22 protein-coding genes are annotated in these 21452 nt (G+C 73.9%); 2 read left to right on the top strand and 20 right to left on the bottom strand.

What is annotated here, in order from left to right; genetic code table 11:
• Positions 1–21 precede the first annotated feature (21 nt).
• The 9 genes from AC067J_RS33675 to AC067J_RS33635 all read right to left on the bottom strand — a co-directional run bounded on the left by AC067J_RS33675 (position 22) and on the right by AC067J_RS33635 (position 10156).
• Positions 22–405 (bottom strand): SHOCT domain-containing protein, encoded by a 384-nt coding sequence (locus AC067J_RS33675; RefSeq protein ID WP_478305720.1) that lies wholly within the window; start codon positions 403–405, stop codon positions 22–24.
• A gap of 548 nt (positions 406–953) precedes the next feature.
• Entirely contained in the window at positions 954–1622 is a 669-nt protein-coding gene (locus AC067J_RS33670) for a response regulator transcription factor (RefSeq protein ID WP_478305719.1), read from the bottom strand.
• On the bottom strand, positions 1619–2896 hold the full coding sequence (locus tag AC067J_RS33665; protein ID WP_478305717.1) for a sensor histidine kinase: 1278 nt from the start codon (positions 2894–2896) through the stop codon (positions 1619–1621). Before AC067J_RS33665 ends, AC067J_RS33670 begins: the two co-directional genes overlap by 4 nt.
• A 14-nt stretch (positions 2897–2910) precedes the next feature.
• Positions 2911–3657, bottom strand: coding sequence for a DUF2269 domain-containing protein (locus AC067J_RS33660; protein ID WP_478305716.1), 747 nt, complete (start codon positions 3655–3657; stop codon positions 2911–2913).
• Positions 3658–4031: 374 nt separating this feature from the next.
• Positions 4032–4670, bottom strand: coding sequence for an NAD(P)-dependent oxidoreductase (locus tag AC067J_RS33655; protein ID WP_478305714.1), 639 nt, complete (start codon positions 4668–4670; stop codon positions 4032–4034).
• 97 nt (positions 4671–4767) lie between these two features.
• Positions 4768–5397 (bottom strand): NAD(P)-dependent oxidoreductase, encoded by a 630-nt coding sequence (locus AC067J_RS33650; RefSeq protein ID WP_478305713.1) that lies wholly within the window; start codon positions 5395–5397, stop codon positions 4768–4770.
• A gap of 76 nt (positions 5398–5473) precedes the next feature.
• The gene (locus AC067J_RS33645; RefSeq protein ID WP_478305711.1) at positions 5474–7108 is read right to left on the bottom strand and encodes an outer membrane protein assembly factor BamB family protein; all 1635 of its coding nucleotides are present in this window, start codon (positions 7106–7108) and stop codon (positions 5474–5476) included.
• A gap of 31 nt (positions 7109–7139) precedes the next feature.
• Positions 7140–8117, bottom strand: coding sequence for an NAD(P)-dependent oxidoreductase (locus tag AC067J_RS33640; RefSeq protein ID WP_478305710.1), 978 nt, complete (start codon positions 8115–8117; stop codon positions 7140–7142).
• A 287-nt stretch (positions 8118–8404) separates the two neighbouring features.
• Positions 8405–10156: an MDR family MFS transporter gene (locus AC067J_RS33635; RefSeq protein WP_478305708.1), complete on the bottom strand. Its 1752-nt coding sequence runs from the start codon at positions 10154–10156 to the stop codon at positions 8405–8407.
• Between the two features lie 217 nt (positions 10157–10373).
• Between AC067J_RS33635 and AC067J_RS33630 the strand changes: the two genes are divergently transcribed.
• Both AC067J_RS33630 and AC067J_RS33625 read left to right on the top strand, forming a co-directional pair.
• A complete protein-coding gene (locus tag AC067J_RS33630; protein ID WP_478305707.1) occupies positions 10374–11252 on the top strand; it encodes an SDR family NAD(P)-dependent oxidoreductase in 879 nt (292 codons plus the stop codon).
• A gap of 167 nt (positions 11253–11419) precedes the next feature.
• Positions 11420–12175 carry a GNAT family N-acetyltransferase gene (locus AC067J_RS33625; protein WP_478305705.1) on the top strand — a complete coding sequence of 252 codons (756 nt, stop codon included), beginning with the start codon at positions 11420–11422 and terminating at the stop codon, positions 12173–12175.
• A 343-nt stretch (positions 12176–12518) separates the two neighbouring features.
• Here the strand turns inward: AC067J_RS33625 and AC067J_RS33620 are convergent, their stop codons facing one another.
• The 11 genes from AC067J_RS33620 to AC067J_RS33570 form a co-directional block, all read right to left on the bottom strand.
• The gene (locus tag AC067J_RS33620) at positions 12519–13568 is read right to left on the bottom strand and encodes an ArsR family transcriptional regulator (RefSeq protein ID WP_478305703.1); all 1050 of its coding nucleotides are present in this window, start codon (positions 13566–13568) and stop codon (positions 12519–12521) included.
• 207 nt (positions 13569–13775) lie between these two features.
• Complete coding sequence (locus tag AC067J_RS33615; protein WP_478305701.1) at positions 13776–14954, bottom strand: RCC1 domain-containing protein; 1179 nt, start codon at positions 14952–14954, stop codon at positions 13776–13778.
• 32 nt (positions 14955–14986) lie between these two features.
• Positions 14987–15385 carry a nuclear transport factor 2 family protein gene (locus AC067J_RS33610; protein ID WP_327681289.1) on the bottom strand — a complete coding sequence of 133 codons (399 nt, stop codon included), beginning with the start codon at positions 15383–15385 and terminating at the stop codon, positions 14987–14989.
• Positions 15386–15443: 58 nt separating this feature from the next.
• Positions 15444–16871, bottom strand: coding sequence for an FAD-dependent oxidoreductase (locus AC067J_RS33605; protein ID WP_478305699.1), 1428 nt, complete (start codon positions 16869–16871; stop codon positions 15444–15446).
• Positions 16872–16875: 4 nt separating this feature from the next.
• Positions 16876–17241 carry an antibiotic biosynthesis monooxygenase family protein gene (locus AC067J_RS33600; RefSeq protein WP_478305697.1) on the bottom strand — a complete coding sequence of 122 codons (366 nt, stop codon included), beginning with the start codon at positions 17239–17241 and terminating at the stop codon, positions 16876–16878.
• A 31-nt stretch (positions 17242–17272) separates the two neighbouring features.
• Positions 17273–18508 (bottom strand): beta-ketoacyl synthase N-terminal-like domain-containing protein, encoded by a 1236-nt coding sequence (locus AC067J_RS33595; RefSeq protein ID WP_478305696.1) that lies wholly within the window; start codon positions 18506–18508, stop codon positions 17273–17275.
• Positions 18505–19791, bottom strand: a complete 1287-nt coding sequence (locus AC067J_RS33590) for a beta-ketoacyl-[acyl-carrier-protein] synthase family protein (protein WP_478305695.1) — start codon at positions 19789–19791, stop codon at positions 18505–18507. The genes AC067J_RS33595 and AC067J_RS33590 overlap by 4 nt, the downstream gene beginning before the upstream one ends.
• Positions 19788–20219 carry a cupin domain-containing protein gene (locus AC067J_RS33585; protein WP_327681283.1) on the bottom strand — a complete coding sequence of 144 codons (432 nt, stop codon included), beginning with the start codon at positions 20217–20219 and terminating at the stop codon, positions 19788–19790. The genes AC067J_RS33590 and AC067J_RS33585 overlap by 4 nt, the downstream gene beginning before the upstream one ends.
• Positions 20220–20224: 5 nt before the next feature.
• Positions 20225–20719 (bottom strand): SRPBCC family protein, encoded by a 495-nt coding sequence (locus tag AC067J_RS33580; protein WP_478305694.1) that lies wholly within the window; start codon positions 20717–20719, stop codon positions 20225–20227.
• Between the two features lie 3 nt (positions 20720–20722).
• Positions 20723–20992 carry a phosphopantetheine-binding protein gene (locus AC067J_RS33575; protein WP_478305692.1) on the bottom strand — a complete coding sequence of 90 codons (270 nt, stop codon included), beginning with the start codon at positions 20990–20992 and terminating at the stop codon, positions 20723–20725.
• 119 nt (positions 20993–21111) lie between these two features.
• On the bottom strand, positions 21112–21444 hold the full coding sequence (locus tag AC067J_RS33570; RefSeq protein ID WP_478305690.1) for a TcmI family type II polyketide cyclase: 333 nt from the start codon (positions 21442–21444) through the stop codon (positions 21112–21114).
• Positions 21445–21452: the final 8 nt, after the last annotated feature.

Raw genomic sequence — 21452 nt, 5'->3', positions numbered from 1 at the left:
GTTCGAGGACCGGGAACGTGGTCACTTGGCACCGCCCCGGCCCGGCTTGGTGTCGCCCGGACCCTCAAGGTGCTCCAGCAGGGTGTCCCGGCGGATCCGGTACTCCTCCTCGGTGATCTGCCCCTCGGCGTACCGGCGGGCGAGCGAGGCCAGCGGGCCCTCGGGACCGCCCGGCCAGCCGCCGCGCCAACCCGGACCGCCGCCCCACGGGCCGCCACCGGCCCACGGCGGACCCCACGGACCGCGGCCGGCCCAGGGGCCGCGGCGGCGCAGCGTGGTCACCAGGAAGACCACGACGAGCAGCCAGAACAGCGGGAAGATCAGGAACCACGGGCCCGGGCCGCCGTTCCACGGGCCCCAGCCCTCCCGGCAGACGGTGTCGGCGAGCAGTGCGGTGCTCTGCATGTCGTTCAACTCCTCGGTGTGCCCCCCGCACGTTGCGGCGGGGGCCCCGCCCCGGGACGCTCCCCGAGGCCACCACGAGCTTCCCGCCGGGAGGGGGTCCGGCGCGTCCTCCGGGGAGCGGCACCCGCGCTACGACACCGGGAGTACGGCCCTCCGCTCCGGCTGCTCCCGGCTGCTCCCGACCGGGGGCGGCAGGGGGGTGCCGGGGGGCTCCGGCAGGGGGTGCCGGGGGGGTGGGTGCAGGCTGGTGCAGGTGACTGAGGCGGCCGCGCGCAGGAAGTCGGACCGGCCGACTTCCTGTGCGGCGGGCGAGGCTGGGGGCCGGGAATATGTAGACCGGTCAGCATATTCCCGGCCCACGAGCGCCCGACCGACCGGAGCAGGGCGCCCCGCGCGCGAGGCGCGAGGACGGCCGCGCGCAGGAAGTCGGACCGGCCGACTTCCTGTGCGGCGGGCGGGGACCGGGAGGGGGAATACATGTAGACCGGTCTGCATATTTCAGGTGCAGGGCGGGTGGAGCGGGTGGGGTCGGAGGTGGGCCGTGGTGGTCAGCCGAGCCAGCCGGGGCGGACCAGGCCGGACTCGTAGGCGAGGACCACCAGCTGCGCCCGGTCCCGGACGCCGAGCTTCACCATGGCCCGGCTGACGTGCGTCTTCGCGGTGAGCGGGCTGACCACCAGCCGGCGCGCGATGTCGTCGTTGGTGAGGCCCATGCCGACGAGGGTGAGCACCTCGCGCTCGCGGTCGGTGAGCGAGGCCAGCATCCGGCCCGTGTCGGAGGGCTCCCGGGAACGGCTGGCGAACTCGTCGATCAGCCGCCGGGTCGCGCCCGGGGAGAGCAGCGAGTCGCCGACCGCGGCGACCCGGACGGCGCGCAGCAGGTCGGCCGGCTCGGTGTCCTTGGCCAGGAAGCCGGCCGCGCCCAGCCGGAGCGCCTCGAAGATGTACTCGTCCAGCTCGAAGGTGGTCAGCACGACCACCCGGACGCCGGGCAGGTCGGGGTCGGCGCAGATCCGGCGGGTGGCCTCCAGGCCGTCGGTGCCGGGCATCCGGATGTCCATCAGCACGACGTCCGGCCGCAGTTCGCCGACCAGCCGGACCGCCGCTTCGCCGTCGTCGGCCTCGCCGACCACCTCGATGTCGGGCTGGGCGTCGAGCAGTGCCCGGAAGCCCGCCCGGACGAGGACCTGGTCGTCCGCCAGCAGTACTCGGATCATGTCGTTCGTCGTCCTTCGCTCTGCTCGCCCTGCCGGCCCCCGGCCGTGCCGTTCCGGGCTGCGCCGTTCCCTGCCCGGTCCTTCCCCGCCCGGTCCTTCCCCGCGGGGTCGGGGAGCCAGGCCCGGACCCGGAAGCCGCCGCCGTGCGGACCCGCCGTCAGTTCTCCGGCGAACGCGGCGGCCCGCTCGCGCATGCCGACCAGGCCGTTGCCGGAGCCGCCGCCGTCACCGCCCGCGGCCGGGCCCGGGTCGTCGACCTGGAGCAGCAGCCCCTCCGGGGAGGACCAGTCCATCAGAACCGTGGCACTGCGCGCGGCCGAATGACGGATGACGTTGGTGAGCGCCTCCTGGACGATCCGGAACGCGGCCAGCTCCACCTGGGAGGGCAGCGGCCGTCCCTCCCCCACCGTCTCCAGGGCGACCGTGAGGCCGGCGTGGCCCGCCTGGGTGACCAGTTCGGGCAGCCGGGCCAGTCCGGGCGCGGGGGTGCGCGGGGCCTGGCCGTCGGGGCCGCGCAGGGTGCCGAGCACCTGTCGGACCTCGCCGAGCGCCTCCTTGCTGGTGGCCTTGATGACGGTCAGCGCGGCCCGGACCTGCTCGGGGTGCTCGTCGATCAGTTCCAGCGCCACTCCGGCCTGCAGGTGGATCACCGAGATGGAGTGGGCCAGGATGTCGTGCAGTTCGCGGGCCATCCGCAGCCGCTCCTCGGCGGCCCGGTTCTCCTCGGCCTGCCGCCGGGCCAGCCGTCGGGCGGCCAGCTGTTCGCCGCGCGAGCGCATGATCTCGGCGGCGGCCAGGACCAGCAGCAGCCAGGCCGCCACTCCGGCCTCCTGCCACCAGCCGGGGCTCTGCGCGGGCGCGCGCAGCCAGCTCTGCGGCAGCAGGTGGGAGCTGGCGAGGTGGACCAGGTAGCCGGCCCCGACGGAGATCCACGCGACCCGGCGGTAGCCGCGGGCGAGCGCCCCGTAGACCGCGACGGCGAGGCTGAAGAAGACCGGCCCGTACGGGTACCCGGCGAGCAGGTAGCCGGTGGTGACGGCGGTGACCCCGACCACGACCGGGCCGGGGAAGCGGTTCCGGAACAGCAGCAGGGCCGGGCCGAGCAGCAGCAGCGCGTACCCGGCGGCGTCCAGCGGGACGCGGTAGTCCTGCTGCTGGCGGGCGGCGGCGGTAGAGCCCACCACCTGGAACAGCGCCACCAGCACGGCGGAGAGCACCGTCCAGGAGGGCCTGGTCCACGGCGGGCCGCCGAGCGGGTCGTGGTCGGTGCTCATGCCGGGACGCCCGGTCACCGCCCGGGCCGCCGGCCGGCGGCATCGGGGGCGGGGGCGGGGGCGTCGGAGGCCGGTGCGGAGGCCGGTGCGGGGGCGGGTGCGGCGGCGGTCGGCCCGGCGGTGCCGGACGGGCGGGTGCGGGCGGCCCGGGCGGCGGCGGCCAGCCGGGTGCCGCGCCGGGTCATGCCCCAGGGCTTGACCACGGAGAGGATGGTGGCGGTCAGGTAGATGGTCAGCGCCACCGAGGGGGCGATGACCAGGACGTGCGGGGCGCGGCCGTCCGGCGGGACGGTCCCGGCGGCGACCTGGCCGGCGGCGTCGTGGATGAACGCGCGCAGGGCGAAGATCGAGGCCAGCGTGGCGGCCAGGGTCAGCCAGAACTTGGTGACCACCCAGCGGTACCTGTGGAAGCCCCAGGAGGTGCCGAGGGACAGCACCACGCCGGTGAGCAGCGAGAGCAGGCTGACCGGGATCAGCAGCCAGTCGGCGAAGATCTGCTGGGCCAGGTAGGCGGCCTTGACGGTGTCCGGGTCGTCGGAGAAGCGGCCGGCGATGCCGAGGGCGAGCACGCCGGCGGTGAGGCCCAGCCAGCCGACCGAGAGGGCGACGTGCGCGACGAGCCAGATCCTGCGGGCGTGCCGGGGCAGCCGGAACCGCCCGGCGCGTTCGGCCGGGGGCCCGGGTGTCTCGGTGGACGCCGCGGCCTCCCGGGCCGGGGGCGCGGGGGTGTCGGCGGCGGGCGGGCCGGGAGGTGTGGGCATCGGCTGTGCTCCGGAAGGCGAGGGGCGACGCGGGCCACGGGCCGGCGGCCACCGGGGGTGGATGGTGATGAGGCCGCCGGCCCACGGCTTGGGTGATCCGCGGGATCACCACCTACTCTGCCCGGTCCGGGTGGGCCGGGCATCGCACCACGGGAGTAGCCGGCCCTACCCCCCGTTGAGTACGGACCTTCTCCGGGGAGACGGTCCGTGGGCGGTCCGGACGAGCTGTCCGGAGGGCGGCGACCGGCGGGCGGGGCCGGGGGCGCACGGGGCGGTGTCGGGGCGGTGTCGGGGGCGGCCCCCGGACAGGGGGCTCGGCGGGCGGTCGGCGGGGTGGCCGGCGGGCGGTCTCGGTGGGCGGTCGGCGGACGGTCTCAGTACGCGATCTCGACCACCGCACGGTGGGTGGCCGGATCGGCGAGCGCGCCGACCAGGTAGTGCGCGAGGTCGGCCCGGGATATCGACCAGGCCCCGGACAGCCGGCTCCCGACGCCGGTGCGGTACCGGCCGCGGGCCCGGCCGCCGGTGAGCCGGGCGGCCCGGATCAGCGTCCAGTCCAGCCCGGTGTCCTCCAGGAGCAGCCGCTCCATCCGCGCCATGTCGGCGTACGGCCGGCGGAGCATCGGGTGCAGCACCCAGGAGGTGAGCGCCCGTTGGACCGGGGCGGCGCGCCAGGGCGCCGGGCTCATGCTGGTCGTGGAGACGCAGAGCACCCGGCCGACGCCGGCCGCGCGCATGGCCTTCAGGATGTGGTCGGTGCCGGCCGAGTAGACGGTGGTGGCGGCCCGGCTGTAGCCGATGCCGAGCGCGGAGACGACCGCGTCCGCGCCCTCGACGGCCCGGGCCACCGCGTCCGGGTCGAGGACGTCGCCCTGCCGGATGCTGTGCGGCCGGGCGTCGACCAGGGCCAGCGGGTCGCGGGCGAAGGCGACGGTGGAGTGCCCGGCCCTGGCGGCCAGGTCCAGCACGTGGCGGCCGGTGCCCCCGGTCGCGCCGAAGACGACGATGTTCACGGAGCGTTCCCTCCTCGCTCGGGTCCTCGGGTCCGGGGCGCGCGGCCGGCCCGCGCCGCGGACGAGCCGCGGGCGGGCCGGCCGCCGCCGGGGGTCATCAGTTGGCCACCTCGACGCGCCGGCCGAAGGTGGCCGGGTCATCCAGATGGGTGACGATGTAGTCGGCGACGTTCGCCCGCGCGATGCGCGAGGCCTTGGGGATGTGACCGCCAACCACCGCCTGGTAGTTGGGCGTGCCCGGGCCGTCGGTGAGCATCGGCACCCGGACGATCGTCCAGTCCAGCGGGCTGGCCTCGACCTCGTCCTCCATCCGGGCGAGGTCGAGGTGGATGTTCCGGTAGACCCGGTCCACCACGAACTCGGCGACGAACCGCTGCATCACCGGCAGGTGCTTGGTCTCCAGGCCGGCCGACGACATCGTGACCAGCCGGCGCACCCCGCCCGTCCGGGCGGCGGCGATGACGTTGCGCACGCCCTCGGAGAAGACCGTCGTCGTGGTGCGGCTGGTGACCCCCAGCGCGACCAGGACGGCCTCCTTGCCCGCGAGCGGGCCGTTCAGCGACTCCACGTCGAAGACGTCGGCCCGCACCTTGGTCAGCCTCTCGTGCTCGACCGGCAGCTTGGCCGGGTCGCGCAGCAGTGCGGTGACGCTGTGCTTGTTCTCCAGTGCCTTCTCGACCAGCAGCCGCCCGGTACGGCCGGCCGCTCCCACCACGACGATCTCCATGACTTGCCTCCTTGCCGGGGCCGGCGGCAACTGTTCGCCGCCGGCCGTGAGTTGACCTTCGCTACGACAACGTGTCCTACGGTAGGGAAAAGGCGAGCAGCACGCCGCCCGAGTCGCTCGGATACTGCGGGTAGTAGGCGGCCTGGACGTAGAGCATGCCGTCGGCCACCACCGCGCCGCCACCACCGGAGAGCGCCGTGCCGTGCCCCGGCACGCCGTTGACCGTGGCGAAGTCGCGGACCACGTCGTACTGCCAGAGCACCGCTCCGGTGGCCGCCGAGAAGATCCGCACCTTGCCGTCGGCGCCGCCCTCGTAGACCAGGCCGCGGGTCGCGGTCACCGCGGGGGTGAAGGCGCGCTGGCAGAGCTGCGGGTAGGCGGCGGCGCCGCCCCACTGGCAGCCGTCGGCGGGGCTCTCGGTCTGCCAGAGGATCGCGCCGGTCGCCGGGTCGAGCGCGTACAGGGTGCCCGGGTTGGCGAACCAGGTGGCGACGTAGAGCCGGGTGCCGTCGTAGCTGGTGCCCCACTGGATGCCCGAACTGCCGCCCTTGGTGTTCGGGTTGGCGACCACCGCGCGGTCCCAGACCTTGGCACCGGTCAGCGCGTCGTAGACGTGGTAGACGCCGTTCTTCTGGCCGATGCCGACCACCCGGCGGTTGCCGATGCTGAAGACGTTGGCGCTGGCGCCGAAGTCCCAGTCGTGGTCGGTGCCGTTGGCCTTGCTCGGGCAGTAGGCGTCGGCGCCGGGGGTGCCGCAGGCGACGGTGAAGGTGTCCGGGAAGGTCTCCTGGGTGCGCCAGCGGACCGCGCCGGTACGGGCGTTCAGGGCGAGCACCGAGTCGGTGTCGCCGGCCGCGCCGCTGTAGTTCTGGCCGGTCCCGACGTAGACGGTGTTGCTCGCCCGGTCGAGCACCGGGGAGCTCCAGACGGCGACGCCGGAGGGCTCGTAGCGGTTGGCGCCGTTGGGCCAGGTGCCGACCAGCTGCGGTTCGGGGCTGGTCCAGTGGCGCCAGGCCAGCTGTCCGCTCCAGGCGTTCACCGCGACCACGGAGCCGCGGAAGGTGCAGCACGGGTAGGTGAGGTCGAAGGTGGCGCCGGACTCCTTGCTGGAGACGCCGACGTAGACCATCCCGTCGTGGACCAGCGGGGAGCTGGTGATCTGGGCCAGCGGGTGGTTGTCGAGCTTCAGCGACCAGCGCAGCGCGCCGTTGCGGCGGTCCAGCGCGTACAGGTAGCCGCGGTTGTCGCCGAAGTAGACGGTGTTGCCCTCGACCGCCGGGCTGCTGCGGATCGGGTCCGGGTTGGCGGTGGAGTGGGCGCCGGCCACCGGGGCGACGTCGAAGGTCCAGCGGGCCGCGCCGGTCTTCGCGTCCATCGCGTGGAAGGTGCCCTCGGCACCGCCGACGTACAGGGTGCCGTCCGCCACGGCGGGCTGGCTGCCCAGGTAGACGCCGGGCACCTTGGCGTGGCCGAAGGCCCATTCGAGGTCGAGCCCGCCGACGCTGGCCGGGGTGATCCGGCGCTCCTGGTCGTTGAACCGGGTGCCGGTGGCGTCGTACTGCCAGCTGCTCCAGCCGGCGGAGCGGTGGCGGTCTCCCCCGCCGTCATCGGCTCCGGCGCCGTTGGTGACGGTGAGCATCACGAGGGCGGTCAGCAACGCCACGAGGGCGGTGCCGTATCTGGCCGCCCGGGGCCGTCTGTACTGGGACACGTGGATCAACTCCTCGGTGAGGGCGTGTGGTTCACGTACGGTCCGGAGTGGCGGACAGGCCTGCGGCGGCTTCCGCGTGGGAGAGCACGGCGGCGCAGTCCAGTTCGCCGAGGCCCGCCTCGGCGGCGGCGATCAGCGTCTCGTGGGTGGCGTCGCAGACGGGCGTGGCGACGCCGAGGCGGTCGCCCTCCGCGGTGGCCAGCCGGAGGTCCTTGCGCATCAGGTCGAGCCGGAACTGCGGGTCGCCGTAGAACCGGCGGCGCATCACACCGACCTTGAACCGCATCACCGGCGAGCTGAAGCCGCTCTCGCTGATCATCTGGAGCGCCAGGTCGCGGTCGATGCCGGCCGCCTGGGCCAGCGTCACCGACTCGGCGAGCACCTGCATCTCCACGCCCATCAGCACGTTGAGCATCACCTTGGCGGTGGCGCCGAGGCCGCTCGGGCCCAGGTGCCGGATCTCCTTCGCCAGGGGCTCCAGCACGGCGCTCAGCCGGTCGAAGGTCTCCGCCGGTCCGCCGACCATGAAGCGGAGTTCACCGTCCCTGGCGTGCTGGCCGTTGCCGATGATGCAGGCGTCGACGGCGCTGCGGCCGCGGCCGGCCACGCGCTCGGCGACCGACCGGGCGAAGTCCGGGGAGACGGTGCTGGTGTCCATCACGATGCCGTGCGCGGGCAGCGTCTCCAGGACGCCGCCGGCGCCGAAGAGCTGCTCGTCGACGGCGGCCTCTGAGGCGAGGCTGAGCAGGACCACGTCGACCCTCTCGGCCAGTGCGGCCGGGGTGTCGGCGACCTCCGCGCCGCGGGCGGCGAACGGCGCGGCCCGCTCGGGGGTGCGGTTGTGGACCACGATCCGGTGGCCCTGGTCGAGCAGCCGGGAGGCCATCCCGCCGCCCATCACACCGAGGCCGATGACGCCGATCCTGGTCGCCGGCGGGACGGTGGGGGCGTCGGCGGGCGGGAGGTCCCTGGAGAGTGCACGCCGCGGCTGGCTGGGTATGTCGGCCATGGAGTCGACCCGCTTCCTGGTGGGCTGGTCGCGCCGGGGCTCCCGGCGCTCGGAGTGCGGCGGGGAAGGCCGTGCCAGACACCCCGCCCCACCGCGGCCGGGGTGCCGACTGCCCGTCCAGCCTAGCGGGTGAACACTCACTCCGCATCGCCTTTCAGCGTCCGTTTCGAGCCGTACCGAACGCTGACGTGGCGTCAACTCACCCTCCGGACACGGCTCCTCCCCCACCGCCCGGAAGGGACGGAGGGGGAGGAGGGCGCAGCGGCGGGACACCGGTCCGACGACCGTCAGCCGGCCGCGGCCTCCGGACGGGCGCCGGGACCGGCAGCCTCCGGGCGGGCACCGCCCTGGCCGGCCTGGGCACCCTGACCGCCCGGCCCACCGGGGCCGCCCTGGGCACCGACGCCCTGGGCACCCGGGGCGCCGGGGACACCCTGACCGCCCTGCGCACCCTGCCACTGGCCACCGCCGGGGCCGCCCTGACCCTGATGCTGGCCCTGGTGCTGACCGCCGGGGCCACCCTGGCCGCCGGGCCCACCGGGCCCGCCCGGGCCGCCCTTGCCGCCGGGCGCACCCATCGGCGCGCGCATCGGCCGCTCCTGGAGGAAGACCACCACCAGGGCACCGAGCAGCGAGACCACCATGCCGACCAGGTAGACCACGTGCAGCGACTGGGCCAGCGCGTCGGACACGCCGTCGCGCACCGGCTCGGGCAGCGCCCGGACCTTCGCCGGAGCGGTCAGCACGCCCTCGGTGCCGAGCCGCTCCAGCGCCTCGGCCGGAACCTTCTTCGGCAGCCAGTCGCGCAGCTGCGAGTTGAGGATGGCGCCGAAGACGGTGACACCCATCGCGCCGCCGAGCGAGCGGAAGAAGTTCGCCGCGGCCGTGGCCACGCCCAACTGCCGCATCTCGACCGAGTTCTGGACCGCCACGATGAGCACCTGGGTCACCATGCCGAAGCCGATGCCGAAGACCGCCAGGAAGCCGCCGGCGGCCACCTCCGAGGAGTCGGCCTTGAGCGTCGACATCAGGTAGAGACCCAGCGACATCACCAGCAGACCCGCGATCGGGAACAGCTTGTACTTGCCGGTGGCGGCGACCACCTTGCCGGAGATGGTCAGGCTGACCACGGTGGCGATCATCATCGGGACCAGCAGCAGGCCGGACTCGGTGGCGGTGTCACCGTTGGCGACCTGCAGGAAGAGCGGGGTGTAGACGGTCGCCACGAAGAGCGAGATCGAGGTGAGGAAGAGGCCCAGGGTGGCCACCAGGACCACCGGGTCCTTGAACAGCTCCAGCGGGACGACCGGCTCGGCGGCCCGCTTCTCCTGGAGGACGAAGCCGACCAGCAGCACCACGGCGAGCACCAGCAGGCCGATGATCTGCACCGAGCCCCACGAGTACTGGTCGCCGGCCCAGACCGACACCAGCAGGATCGAGACGATCGCGGCGCTGAGCAGCGCCGAACCGAGGTAGTCCAGCTGGTGCTTCTGCCGGTTGACCGGGAGCTTCAGCACCGAGCTGACCACGACCAGCGCGACGGCGCCGATCGGCAGGTTGATGTAGAAGATCCACGGCCAGGTGAGGTGGTCGACGAAGGCGCCGCCGACCAGCGGGCCGACCACGCCGGCCAGCACGAAGCAGGACTGCGCGTAGCCCTGCCACTTGCCGCGCTCGCGGGGCGGGACGAGCTCCGCGATCAGCGCCATGGCCAGCGCCATCAGACCGCCGGCGCCGAGGCCCTGGAGGGTCCGGAAGCCGATCAACTGGCCGATGTTGGCGGAAAGTCCGGACAGCGCGGAGCCGAGGAGGAAGATGGTGATGGCCGACTGGAACATCAGCTTGCGGCCGTAGAGGTCGCCCAGCTTGCCCCAGAGCGGCGTCGCGGCGGTCGCCGCGAGCATGTAGGCGGTGACGACCCACGCGAGGTGGGTGACGCCGCCGAGGTCGCCGGCGATGGTCGGGAGGGCCGTCGCCACGATCGTCTGGTCCAGGGCTGCCAGGAACATGGCAAGCACCAGGGCAGCAAAGATCGTCAAGAAGGTTTTCCGTGGAACTTCTGGGGCGGGTGCAGCGTACGGGGCGCTCATTGGGTACTCCTTGAGGAGGCGTCCGCCGGCTCGGAGTCCTTGCTCCGAGCTTGAATTCGTATAGACTATACAATCAAAATTAGCCGTCAAGAGCCAACGTCAGGGCGGCCACGGTCGCCCGGAAGGGCAGCGAACGATGAGCCAACTCCAGGGGAAAATCGCGCTCGTGACCGGTTCTACCTCCGGGATGGGGGCCGCCGCCGCGATCGCGCTGGCCGCCGCCGGGGCACACGTGGTGGTCTCCGGCCGCCGGGCCGAGCTGGGTGCGGCCGTGGTCGACAGGATCCGGGAGAAGGGCGGGCAGGCGGACTTCATCGCCGCCGATGTCACCGTGGAGGATGACGTCGCCCGCCTCGTGGGTACCACGGTCGAGCGACACGGCCGGCTCGACATCGCCTTCAACAACGCGGGCGGCGGCGGGGCGTTCGGCCCGCTGGACCGGGTCCCGGCCGAGGCCTTCGCCGCGGTGCTCGCGGTCAACCTCACCGGCACCTACCACTCGCTCAAGCACGAGATCGCCGCCATGCGGGCGAGCGGCGGCGGCAGCATCATCAACAACGCCTCCACCGCCGGCGTCCAGGGCACCGCCTTCGGTCTGGGCGCGTACACCGCGGCCAAGCACGGCGTGGTCGGCCTGACCCGGGCCACCGCCCTGGAGGCCGGTCCGGCCGGCATCCGGGTCAACGCGCTGATCACCGGACCGGTCGACACCGAGGAGTTCCGCCAGCGGGTCGGCGGCCAGCCGGGTGCGCTGGAGCGGGCCGGGTCGGGCACCGCGCTGGGGCGGATCGCGACCGAGGAGGAGGTCGCCAACGCGGTCGTCTTCCTGAGCAGCGACGCGGCGAGCTTCGTCACCGGCTCGCTGTTCGGCCTGGAGGGCGGGATGACGGCCGGCGTCTCGGCCGGGATGATCCAGCGGCCGGGCGGCGGGCAGGGCGGCCCCGGCGGCCGCCCCGGGGGCCCGGGTGCGGGCGGTCCGGGTGCGGGCGGTCCGGGTGCTCCGGGTCAGGGCGGCCCCGGCGCCGGTCGGCCGAACGCGGGCTGAAACCGGGCCGAATCCGGGAAGAGCCCCATTGCCCCATTGCCAGCGAACCATCCTCGGGCTATTTTTTCGACATGCTCGTAAAAACCACGAGAAACACCGAAGAGTTCATCTCCGAAACCGGTGGGTGGATTGCTGGCAACCCCGTCGAGAATTCCATCCTGCTGACCATGATGGCAGGAGCGAAGTTCCGCCCGCCGACGGCCCCGCCGATCAGCTGGAGCCGGGTCGAGGACCCGGACTCCGGAAAGTCGCCGGTCGTCGGCGCGGCGGCCTTCACACCCCCGCACCTCGTCGTGCTGAGCGGGATGCCGGAGGCCGCCGCGGCCGCGCTCGGCGCCGAACTGGGCGCCGGTCCCGACCGGCTGCCCGGCACGATCGGCCCGGACGCGGCCGCCGCCGCGTTCGCCGCCGCGTGGTCCGAGGCCTCCGGCCGGCCGGCCCGGGCCGGCCGGCGCGAGCAGGTGCTGAGCCTGGCGGGCCCCGCCGTGCCCTCCGACCGACCGGCCCCGGTCGGGCAGTCCCGGGCCGCCCGGGACGAGGAGTTGGAGCTGTTCACCGACTGGTGCCTGGAGGCCGCCCACGGCGCCGGGCTCAGCCGGGAGACCGCCCAGCGGTCGGTCCGGCAGCAGATCTCCTCCGGTCTGCTGCGGGTCTGGGAGCTGGACGGCAAGGCGGTCGCCATCCTCGGCCGCACCGCCTCCGTCGCGGGCGTGGTGCGGTTCAACCCGATGTTCGTGCGGCCGGAGAACCGCCGCGGCGGGTACGGCCGGGCGCTGCTCGGCGAGATGCTGGCCGAGCTGACCGTGCGCGAGTCGGTGATCTGCCTGGCGGTCACCGGGGAAGGCAACAGCGCCATCCGCTCGCTCTTCGAGTCGTTCGGGTTCCGGCCGGCCGGCGGCCTGTCGGAATTCCGCTTCGACTGAGCAGGGAATCCCCCCGGGAATTCCCCCGGGGGGAACGCCGGAGGCCCGGATCCACATAGGATCCGGGCCCTTTTCCGTGGCACCCCGGGAAATCACCGGAGAATTCTGGGACGGGTATTCCGGGGCGCCCGGTCCGGAGCGGTTCGGCCGGGCAACGGCGAATCACCGGAGGCCGAACCGCCGGAAGCCGGACCGCCGGCGGCCGGACCGGGAATGCCCGGTCCGGCCGGTCGCTCGGCCGCTCGGCACGGCGGGTCGTTCGGTACGGCGGGTCGTTCGGTACGCCAGGTCGCCCGGTACGGCGGGTCGTTCGGTACGGCAGATCGCCGCTCCGGCGGGTCGTTCAGTCCAGCGGGTCGGGGTCGGGCACGGCCTCCAGCAGCGAGAAGGCCGTCCCGGTGGCCACCACCCGGTTCAGGCGGTAGCCGCCGCGCCGGAACACCTCGGCGAACTGCTCCTCGGTGCGGACCTCACCGCTCATGGTGACCAGCATGACCAGGTCGAAGTTCTTCACGAACCGCGGCACGCCCTCGCGGTGCACCAGCTCGGCCGCGACGAAGCGGGCGCCCGGCGAGGCCTCCCGGCACTTGCGCAGCAGCCGCACCAGCGCGTCGTCCGGCCAGGAGTGCCAGACCTGCTTGGTGACGTAAGCGCCGATGCCGGCCGGGACGCCGGCGAAGAAGTCGACCGGCTCGAACTCCAGGCGGCCCTGCTCGGCCAGCTTGGCGACGTCCGGCTGGGTCCGGGCCTGCTCGATCACGCTCGGCAGGTCGGCCAGCACGCCGCGGCCGAGGGCGTCGTACTTCTGCAGGATCGCCGCCAGGTAGGTGCCCTGTCCGCCGCCCAGGTCGCAGACCGCGCCGGCCTCGGCGAACTCGGGGTAGGAGGAGACCAGCGCGTCGGCGAGCGCGTCGGTGAAGTCGGTCATCGCCTGGTTGAAGGTGGCGGCCGCACCCGGGTTGCGCTGCAGCCACGGCCAGAGCGCGGTGCCGTGCACCTTCTCGAAGCCGGGCTTGCCGGTGACCAGGCTGTGGTCCAGCGCGCCCCAGGAGGACCAGAGCCACTCGGCGCCGACCATCCGGGCCATCGCGTCCATGGAGCCCGGAACCCCGGGGCGGAGCAGCTCGGAGAGCGCGGTGTTGGCGAAGACGCCGGGCTCGGTCTCCTCGAAGACACCGTCCTCGGCGAGCAGCCCCAGCACCTTGGCCAGCGGGCCGGCGGCCACTCCGGCGCGCTCGGCGAGCTCGGCGGCGGGCAGCGGGCCCTCGGACAGCAGCTCGGCGATCCGGTACTCGGCGGCCAGCGCCAGGCAGCGCGGAGTGGACGGGAACATGAGTTCGGAGAGGAACACCGCGCCGGCCGAGGCAGGGGCGGTCTGGGGAACGGCGGTCATAAGGGTGAGGCCTCCCTGCGTGGACCGGGCCGCGGGCGGACGGCGCCCGCGGCCCGAGCGGTCATGGGTGGACGGAACGACGGGCCGGACGGCCCCGTGCCGGGCACGGCCGGGCGGACCCGGCGGCGTGCGCGGGACGGACCGGGCGGACCGGCACCGCACGGCCCCGGACGGGCCGGGGCCGCGCGGCGGTTGCCCGGAAGGGGCTCAGCCCAGCAGGGCGAAGGCGAAACCGCCGCCCGGGTTGGCCATGAACTTGTTGGTCGGCGGGATCTCACCGCCGGCGGCGATGCCCACCGCCGGACCGGACAGGGCGATCCGGGCCGGGGTCGGGACGGTCTCGGCGTCCCCGGCGGCCAGCTGGCCCCAGTTGTTCCAGCCCCAGCCGAGCACCGCGCCGTCGGCGAGCAGCGCCAGCGCGTGGCCGCCGGTGCCCGGGTTGGCGTCGGTGCCGCCGCCGCTGGCCGCGACCGCCTTGACGCCGGTCAGGCCCGGCACCGGCGCGGGCACCGCCCGGTCGACGGTGGTGCCGTCGCCGAGCTGGCCGCCGTCGTTGAGGCCCCAGGCCGCGACGGTGCCGTCGGCGAGCAGCGCCACCGTGTGGTGGTAGGCGCCGACCAGCTGGGTGATCGGGCCGAGGCCCTGCACCTTCTGCGGGGCGGCGCGGTCGACGGTGGTGCCGTCGCCCAGCTGGCCGCGGTCGTTGAAGCCCCAGACCGAGGCGGAGCCGTCGGCGTGCACGGCCAGGCTGTGGCCGCCGCCGGCGCTCAGCCGGACGGCCGGCTCCAGGCCCTCGATCACGGCCGGCCGCGGCCGGCAGTCGAAGGAGGCCGTCATGTAGGAGCGGACGATCCGGCCCGCGCGGGTCGAGTCCGGGCCGTCGCCCAGCTGGCCGCGGTCGTCGCGGCCCCAGGACCAGACGGTGCCGTCGGCCTTGAGGGCCAGGTTGTGCGCGCCGCCGACGGCGAGCTCGACCACGTCCTCCAGGCCCTCGACCCGGACCGGGACCGGCTGCACGCCGAAGTTGGCCTCGCCGAGGGCGCAGAAGAAGCCCGCGCCCCAGGCCCAGACCGTGCCGTCCTCCAGCAGTGCGGCGCTGTGCCCGCCGCCGGCGCCGGCCGAGCGGACCCGGCCGGGCAGGCCGATCGTGCGCACCGGGCTCGCCTGGTTCTCCGTCGAACCGTCGCCGAGCTGGCCGAAGGCGTTGCGGCCGAAGCCCCAGAGCTCGCCGTCGGCGGTCAGCGCCAGCGCGTGGCCGCTGCCGGCCACCACCCGGACGACGCCCTCCAGGCCCTTGATGTCCTGCGCGGCGGCCCGGTGGACGGTCCCGCCGTCGCCGAGCTGACCGTTGGTGTTGTCACCCCAACTGCTGATGATGCCTGCCATGGTGATGCGACCTCTCAATCGTCGGGGGGCGGTCAGGCCCAGAACTGGTCGACGGCGTACTGGTCCTCGGGGTAGGTCCAGAACTCGGCGATCAGGCCGTCCTGGATGCGCGCCACGTTGACGAACGGCATCTCCAGGCTCTTGCCCTCGCGCTCGTAGCGGGTGAAGACCGTGGCGAACGCGAACGTGTCGCTGGCGCCGATCTCGTGGATCTCCATCTGGATGCGGCCCTGGCAGATCTCGAACATCCGGCCGGCGAAGGCCAGCGCGGACTCGATGCCCTCGTGCGCGCCGGACAGTTCGCTGGTGCCCGGGTAGTAGTGCACGCAGTCCTTGGTCCAGTAGCCGGCGGCCTTCTGGACGTCGCCCACGGTGAACGCGGCGTAGACCGCCTCCATGAGCTTGGCGTTGGGGTGGTCGACGACCTTCATGACTCTCTCCTCCTGTGGGTGGTGCCTTGCGGGGCGGGAAGGGGGATGTGACGGAACGTCAGCCCGCGGCGCGGCGGACGACGTCGACCAGGGAGGCCCGGTCCGGGGCGGGGAACGGCGGCGGCCCGGCCGCGCCGGCCTGCTTCACCCGCAGCCGGATCTCCTCGTCCTCGTAGAGGCCGGCCGGGTTGTCGAGCGACATCATGGTGCGGGCCAGCCGGCGCCAGACCACCTCGTCGGTGGCGGCCGCCTCGGCGACGGTGCCGAAGGTGATGACGTCCGGCGGGAGCGGCGGCAGCTGCTGGCCGGCGACGGTGGCCCGCCAGAGCCGGGCCCGGCCCGCGTCGTTGCGGACCGCGTCCTCGAACCACGGGCGGAAGGTCCGCCCGGCCAGGCCGGCCGCCAGCGCGGCCTGCTCGGCGTCCGGCTCCGGGTGCTCGCGCACCAGGTCGGCCAGGCCGAGCACGTGGGCGAGGGCCAGCGAGACGCCGCGCCCGTACGCCGGGTTGGTGGTGCAGACCGCGTCGGCGACCGGCAGGAAGCCGGGCACCGGCTGCGCCTCCTGGCCGTACAGGCGCAGCGAGTTGTCCAGGCCGCCCATCGCGTGCACCGGCGAGATCGGCTGGGCGATCTCGGGCGACACCCAGGGCGCCAGCAGCGGGGTGGCCCGGACGGCGGCGGTGAACGCGTCCTCGATGCGCAGCGCCTTCAGCTCGGTGTCGTCCGGCAGTACGCCGAAGGAGATGGTGAAGGTGTTGTTGTCGCCGAGGAACAGCACGCCGGTGTAGTGGTCCCAGAGCCCGCCGGCGCCGAAGCCGCGGTTGAGCGGGCCGGCCGGGCGCGGGCTCAGCGCGCGGTAGTAGCGGGTGTAGTAGGTGATGTCGGCGCTCTGCGCGACCTGCTCCGGCTCGGCCAGGCCGTGCTCCCGAAGCCACTCGGTGCCCTGCGAGCGGCGGCCGCTCGCGTCGATCACCAGGTCGGCCGCGACGCTGCGGCCGTCCTTGGTGACGACGCCGGTCACCCGGGCCGGGCCGCGGTCGGCCACGGTCAGGCCGCGCACCGTCTCACCGCGCCGGAAGGAGATCCCGGGCCTGCGCAAAGCCTCCTGACGGAGGATCAGTTCGAAGGTGGAGCGCCGGCTGCCGATCATCCGCAGCTCGGCGTCGGAGGGGTGCGGGGTCTTGTCGGCCAGGGTGGGCGGCATCGCCCGGCCCAGCTCGATCTCCCGGCTGCCGGCCGCGACCAGGGCCTGGTAGACGGCGGGCAGCCGGTCGCGCAGCAGGTTGGTGCCGAGCGAGCCGAAGGCGTGCGACTGGTGCATCTGCGGCACGGTGGGCCGCTGCCAGTCGCTGTGCGCCAGGTCGACGGTGTCCGGCGCCTCGTTGGCGTCGCGCTCCAGCACGGTGACGTCGTGCCCGAGGTCGGCGAACGCCAGCGCGGCCACCAGGCCCGCGACGCTGCCACCGATGATCAGTGTCCGTGTCATGACCTCAACCCGTGGTGGTGGGAGTGGAGAGGCTCGCCCGCGGGGTGTCCCGCGAGGTCTCGGCCTGGATGTGGAACCGGATGGACTTCGCGTTGGTGAAGCACTCGCGCATCGGGCGCACCAGGTCCCGGTGCTCCTCGGTCTGCTCCCAGGCCACGAAGTCGTCCAGTGCGCGCCACTCGCTGGTGATCAGCCACTGCTCCGGGTCGGTGGACGACTGGCAGACCTGGTCCCGCACGTGCCCGGGGACACCCTCGGCCACCAGGTGGCGGATCTGCTCGTACGCCTTGAGGAAGTCCTCGCGGCGCTCCTCCTTGACGGTGATGAGGAAGAGCACGCGGCCTCGCGCCGCGCCCTCGTCGACCGGCATGGCGGTCTCCCTTCCGAGGTCGTTGGGGTGGTCAGGAGTGCGCGCGCAGCAGGACGGCGCTGTTGAAGCCGTCGAAGCCGCGGGCACCGATCAGCGCGGCGCCGACCTCGACGGCCTGCTCCTCGCGGACGAAGGCCAGGTCGCAGCCGTCGGCCGGCCGGGCCGGGCCCGCCGAGGGCGGGATCAGGCCGTAGTCCATGGCCAGCACGGCGGTGGCGGCGTCCAGCGCGCTGCCGCCCTGGTAGAGCCGCCCGGTCAGCGGCTTCTGGGTGGTGACGGCGGCCGGGCCGGCGTCACCGAACACCTCGCGCAGTGCCTGCACCTCGGTGCGGTCGTACGCCGGGACGCCGACCGCGTCCGGGAAGGCCACGTCGACGTCGCCGGGGGTGAGCCCGGCCCGTTCGATCGCGGTGCCCAGCGCGCGGGCGTACTGGCGGACCGACCCGGCGCCGGTCCGGGTGGTGGAGGCGCCGTCGTGGGTGGCGGCCCAGCCGGCGATCTCGGCGCGGATCCGGGCGCCGCGGGCCAGTGCGTGTTCGAGGTCCTCGACCACGAAGACCGCGCCGCCCTCGCCCGGCACGTAGCCGTCCGCGCGCTCGTCGAACGGCAGGTACGCCGCCGCCGGGTCGGTGCCGGTGTAGAGCCGGCCGCTGCGCTGCTGGCAGGCGAGCGCGTACGGGCCGAGCGGCGCCTCGGTGCCGCCGGCCAGCACCACGTCGGCGCCGCGGCGGATCAGGCGGGCGGCGTGCGCCAGGGAGTCCAGGCCGCCGGCGCCCTCCGAGACGAGGACGCTGGACGGGCCCTTGGCCTGGTGCCGGATGGCCAGCTGGCCGACGGTCGCGGCGTAGAACCAGGCGATCGACTGGTACGCGCCGACGGTCCGCGAGGTGTCCGGCTGCCAGAGCCGCTGGAGCTCGCGCTGGCCGAACTGGTTGCCGCCGGAGGAGCTGGCCAGCGCCACCGAGAACTTGTACGGCTCGACCACCGACGGGTCCAGCTCGGCCTCGCCGAACGCCAACTCGGCTGCCGCGTAAGCCAGGTGGGTCCAGCGGTCGGTCTGCACCTGGAGCCGGCGCTCGACGTACCGGTTGGCGTCGAAGTCGCCGACCTCGCCGGCCAGCGTGGTCTCGTACGGGGTGGCGTCGAAGAGCGTGATCGGGCCGATCCGGCTCTCGCCGCCGCAGACCGTCTTCCAGTGGGCCTCGCTGCCGGTGCCGCTCGGCGCGACCACGCCGACGCCGGTGATGACCGCGCGCCGCTCGCTCATCGGGTCCTCCCGAGCTTGGCGAAGAGCATCGCGGACTGGAAGCCGCCGAAGCCGCTGCCGACCGAGAGCGCCGCGCCGACCCGCACCTCGCGGGCGGTGTTGGGCGTGTAGTCGAGGTCGCACTCCGGGTCGCGGTTCTGCCAGTTGGCGGTCGGCGGGACGACGCCGCGCTCGACGGCCAGCGCGCAGGCGGCCATCTCGATCGCGCCGATCGCGCCCAGCGAGTGGCCGACCATCGACTTGATGGAGCTGATCGGCACCCCGTACGCGGCATGGCCGAGCGAACGCTTGAACGCGCCGGTCTCGTGCCGGTCGTTCTGCCTCGTCCCGGAGCCGTGGGCACTGATGTAGTGCACGTCCTCGGGGTTGAGCCGGGCCTGGCGCAGCGTGTCGCTGATCGCCTCGGACATCTCCAGGCCGTCCGGGCGCAGACCGGTCATGTGGAAGGCGTTGCCGCGGTTGGCGTAGCCGACCACCTCGCAGTAGATCCGGGCGCCGCGCCGGCGGGCGTGCTCCAGCTCCTCCAGGACGAGCACCGCGCAGCCCTCGCCGAGCACGAAGCCGTGCCGGTCCCGGTCGAACGGCCGGGAGGCGTGCTCCGGGTCGTCGTTGTCCGGGGTGGTGGCCTTGATCGCGTCGAAGGAGGCGACGGTGACCGGGGAGATCGGCGAGTCGGAGGCCCCGGTGATCATCACCTCGGCCTCGCCGTCCACCAGCAGCTGGTAGGCGTGGCCGATCGCGTCGATGCCGGAGGTGCAGCCGGTGGAGACCACCACGGCCGGGCCGTGCACCGAGTGCCGGGCCGCCACGTCGGCGGCCAGGCTGCTGGGGATCAGGCCCTGGTAGAGGAACGGGCTGGTGACGTCCGGGTCGACCAGCCAGTTCCGGCCGGAGTCGCTGGCCACCACGAACTCGTCCTCCAGGACGATGGTGCCGCCCACGGCCGAGCCGAGCACCACGCCGGTGGCCTCGCGGGTCCGCTCGTCGAGCTCCAGCCCGGCGTCGGTCACCGCCTCCTGGGAGGCGGCCAGCGCGAACTGGACGTAGCGGTCGGCGCGGCGCAGCTCCAGCGGGGTGAGGCCGGCCGCCACGGCGTCGAAGTCGGCCTCGGCGGCGATCTGCGAGCGGAACGCCGACGGGTCGAAGGCGCTGATCCGGCGGGTCGCCGTGCGTCCGGAGGTGATGAGGTCCCAGAAGGTCTCGCGGGTGGTGCCGCCGGGCGCCACCACGCCGATCCCGGTGACCACCACGCGGCGGGCGCCCGCGGAGGGGGATGCGGTCATCGCTCCCCCAGCACTATGTGTCCGTCGTGGGCCTTGGTGCCCGGGCCGTCCTCGGTGTCGACGTGGCCCAGCTCGGGGGACGGCGCCAGCGGGCCGAGGTGGAAGACCGCGAAGGCCTCCTCGGTGCCGGTGTTGCGCAGCCGGTGCCGGACGTCCTTGGGGATGACCAGGCCCTGGCCGGCGAACAGCTCGAACGGCTTGTCGTCCAGGTCGAGGGTGAGCTCGCCGCGGACGAGGAGCACGAACTCCTCGCTGTACGGGTGGTAGTGCTCGCTGATCCGCTCCCCCGGCTGGAGCCGGGCGATCCCCATGAATCCGGAGGTCGAGCCGACCGTGGCCGGGGAGAGCACCGCACGGGTCTCGCCGCCGCGCTTCCGGTTGGCGGGGACGTCGTCGATGCCGACGATTCGGTAGTTCCTGACGGCCATGGCGCTCACTCCTGTTCTTCGGCGGGGCCGGCCTGGGCGGTGCCCCGGTCGGCGGCGAGGGCCTCGACCTTGCCGCGGATGATCTCCAGCTGCACGGGCGAGTTGGTGTTGAGGCGGTCGGTCATGCCCTGGTCGTCGACCGGGGCGGCGGGCTTCATCGAGAAGTCCTGGATCCAGGTCATCCGGGTGCCGCCCCCGGGCAGCTCCTCGTAGCGCCAGTGGATCTGCATGTAGGCGAACGGCCCGGTCTCGACACGGTGGGCGTGGACGGTGCGGTCGGCGGCGTTGACGGTGCGGTCGCTGACCCAGCTCCAGATCCGGCCCTCCTCGTCCGGGTGCATGGTGAGCCGGAACCGGACGGTCTCGCCGCGCTGCTCGATGATCTCGGCGGCCGCGTACTCGGTGAACAGCTCGGGCCAGCCGGCGACGTCGTTGGTGACGTCCCAGACGAGCTTGAGCGGGGCCTGGATGACGATGCTGTTCTCGGTGTGTCCGGCCATCGGTCAGCCCACCGCCCCGGCGCCCTGGAGCTGGGCGACGATCTCGTCGACGCTGAGGGCCACGGCGCCGTCGGGGACCTTGAGGCCGTACCGGTCGGCGATCACCGCCTCCAGCTCCAGGACGGCCAGCGAGTCGAGGCCGAGCTCCTCCAGGGGGACGTGCCGGGAGCCCTCGAAGACGTCCGGCGCCGCGCCGGCACTGGTGATGAGGACGTTCTCGATCTCCTCCGCGGTGACGACCGTGGTCGTACCGCCGGCCTGGTGGTCGGTCATGGTGCTGCCTCTCGTTTCTCCGGTGTGGGGACTGCTCCGGGGCGGGGCTGCCGCTCCGGGGCACGGCGCTGCTCCGGGGTGAACGGACCCCGTCGTTCGGGGCTCCGGCGGTGGGCCGGTCACCGACCGCCGGTGCCCGGCTCCCAGCTGTAGAAGCACCGGGCGACCGCGTCCTGCGGGGAGCGCCAGGTGGCCAGGTAGGGGGAGATGAACGGGGTGAGCCGTTCGCTCACGCGGGCGAACTCCGGGTGCCGGCGGGCGGCGTCGACCGCCGCCTGGCCCGGGTCGTCGGTCTCCAGCAGGTGGACGTAGGTGTCGCCGAGCAGGTACAGCGAGCGGTGGGTGACGCCGGCGATCTGCGGCAGTTCGGTCTCGTCCGACTCGCCGAAGATGCGGGCGACGTCGCCCTCCGATCCGGGCACCATCCGGGCGATGATCAGTGAGCGGTGCATGCGGGCTC

Source organism: Kitasatospora sp. NPDC042419 (assembly GCF_056437345.1).
This window is presented reverse-complemented; position numbering and strand designations above follow the sequence as displayed.

What these genes read in the sequence shown, in the direction of transcription:
- AC067J_RS33650 (WP_478305713.1), bottom strand. Translation starts at nt 5,397, where the DNA reads ATGGAGATCGTCGTGGTGGGAGCGGCCGGCCGTACCGGGCGGCTGCTG.
- AC067J_RS33665 (WP_478305717.1), bottom strand. Translation starts at nt 2,896, where the DNA reads ATGAGCACCGACCACGACCCGCTCGGCGGCCCGCCGTGGACCAGGCCC.
- AC067J_RS33620 (WP_478305703.1), bottom strand. Translation starts at nt 13,568, where the DNA reads ATGACCGCCGTTCCCCAGACCGCCCCTGCCTCGGCCGGCGCGGTGTTC.
- AC067J_RS33570 (WP_478305690.1), bottom strand. Translation starts at nt 21,444, where the DNA reads ATGCACCGCTCACTGATCATCGCCCGGATGGTGCCCGGATCGGAGGGC.
- AC067J_RS33670 (WP_478305719.1), bottom strand. Translation starts at nt 1,622, where the DNA reads ATGATCCGAGTACTGCTGGCGGACGACCAGGTCCTCGTCCGGGCGGGC.
- AC067J_RS33575 (WP_478305692.1), bottom strand. Translation starts at nt 20,992, where the DNA reads ATGACCGACCACCAGGCCGGCGGTACGACCACGGTCGTCACCGCGGAG.
- AC067J_RS33610 (WP_327681289.1), bottom strand. Translation starts at nt 15,385, where the DNA reads ATGAAGGTCGTCGACCACCCCAACGCCAAGCTCATGGAGGCGGTCTAC.
- AC067J_RS33600 (WP_478305697.1), bottom strand. Translation starts at nt 17,241, where the DNA reads ATGCCGGTCGACGAGGGCGCGGCGCGAGGCCGCGTGCTCTTCCTCATC.
- AC067J_RS33580 (WP_478305694.1), bottom strand. Translation starts at nt 20,719, where the DNA reads ATGGCCGGACACACCGAGAACAGCATCGTCATCCAGGCCCCGCTCAAG.
- AC067J_RS33595 (WP_478305696.1), bottom strand. Translation starts at nt 18,508, where the DNA reads ATGAGCGAGCGGCGCGCGGTCATCACCGGCGTCGGCGTGGTCGCGCCG.
- AC067J_RS33675 (WP_478305720.1), bottom strand. Translation starts at nt 405, where the DNA reads ATGCAGAGCACCGCACTGCTCGCCGACACCGTCTGCCGGGAGGGCTGG.
- AC067J_RS33625 (WP_478305705.1), top strand. Translation starts at nt 11,420, where the DNA reads ATGATGGCAGGAGCGAAGTTCCGCCCGCCGACGGCCCCGCCGATCAGC.
- AC067J_RS33615 (WP_478305701.1), bottom strand. Translation starts at nt 14,954, where the DNA reads ATGGCAGGCATCATCAGCAGTTGGGGTGACAACACCAACGGTCAGCTC.
- AC067J_RS33605 (WP_478305699.1), bottom strand. Translation starts at nt 16,871, where the DNA reads ATGACACGGACACTGATCATCGGTGGCAGCGTCGCGGGCCTGGTGGCC.
- AC067J_RS33640 (WP_478305710.1), bottom strand. Translation starts at nt 8,117, where the DNA reads ATGGCCGACATACCCAGCCAGCCGCGGCGTGCACTCTCCAGGGACCTC.
- AC067J_RS33590 (WP_478305695.1), bottom strand. Translation starts at nt 19,791, where the DNA reads ATGACCGCATCCCCCTCCGCGGGCGCCCGCCGCGTGGTGGTCACCGGG.
- AC067J_RS33660 (WP_478305716.1), bottom strand. Translation starts at nt 3,657, where the DNA reads ATGCCCACACCTCCCGGCCCGCCCGCCGCCGACACCCCCGCGCCCCCG.
- AC067J_RS33585 (WP_327681283.1), bottom strand. Translation starts at nt 20,219, where the DNA reads ATGGCCGTCAGGAACTACCGAATCGTCGGCATCGACGACGTCCCCGCC.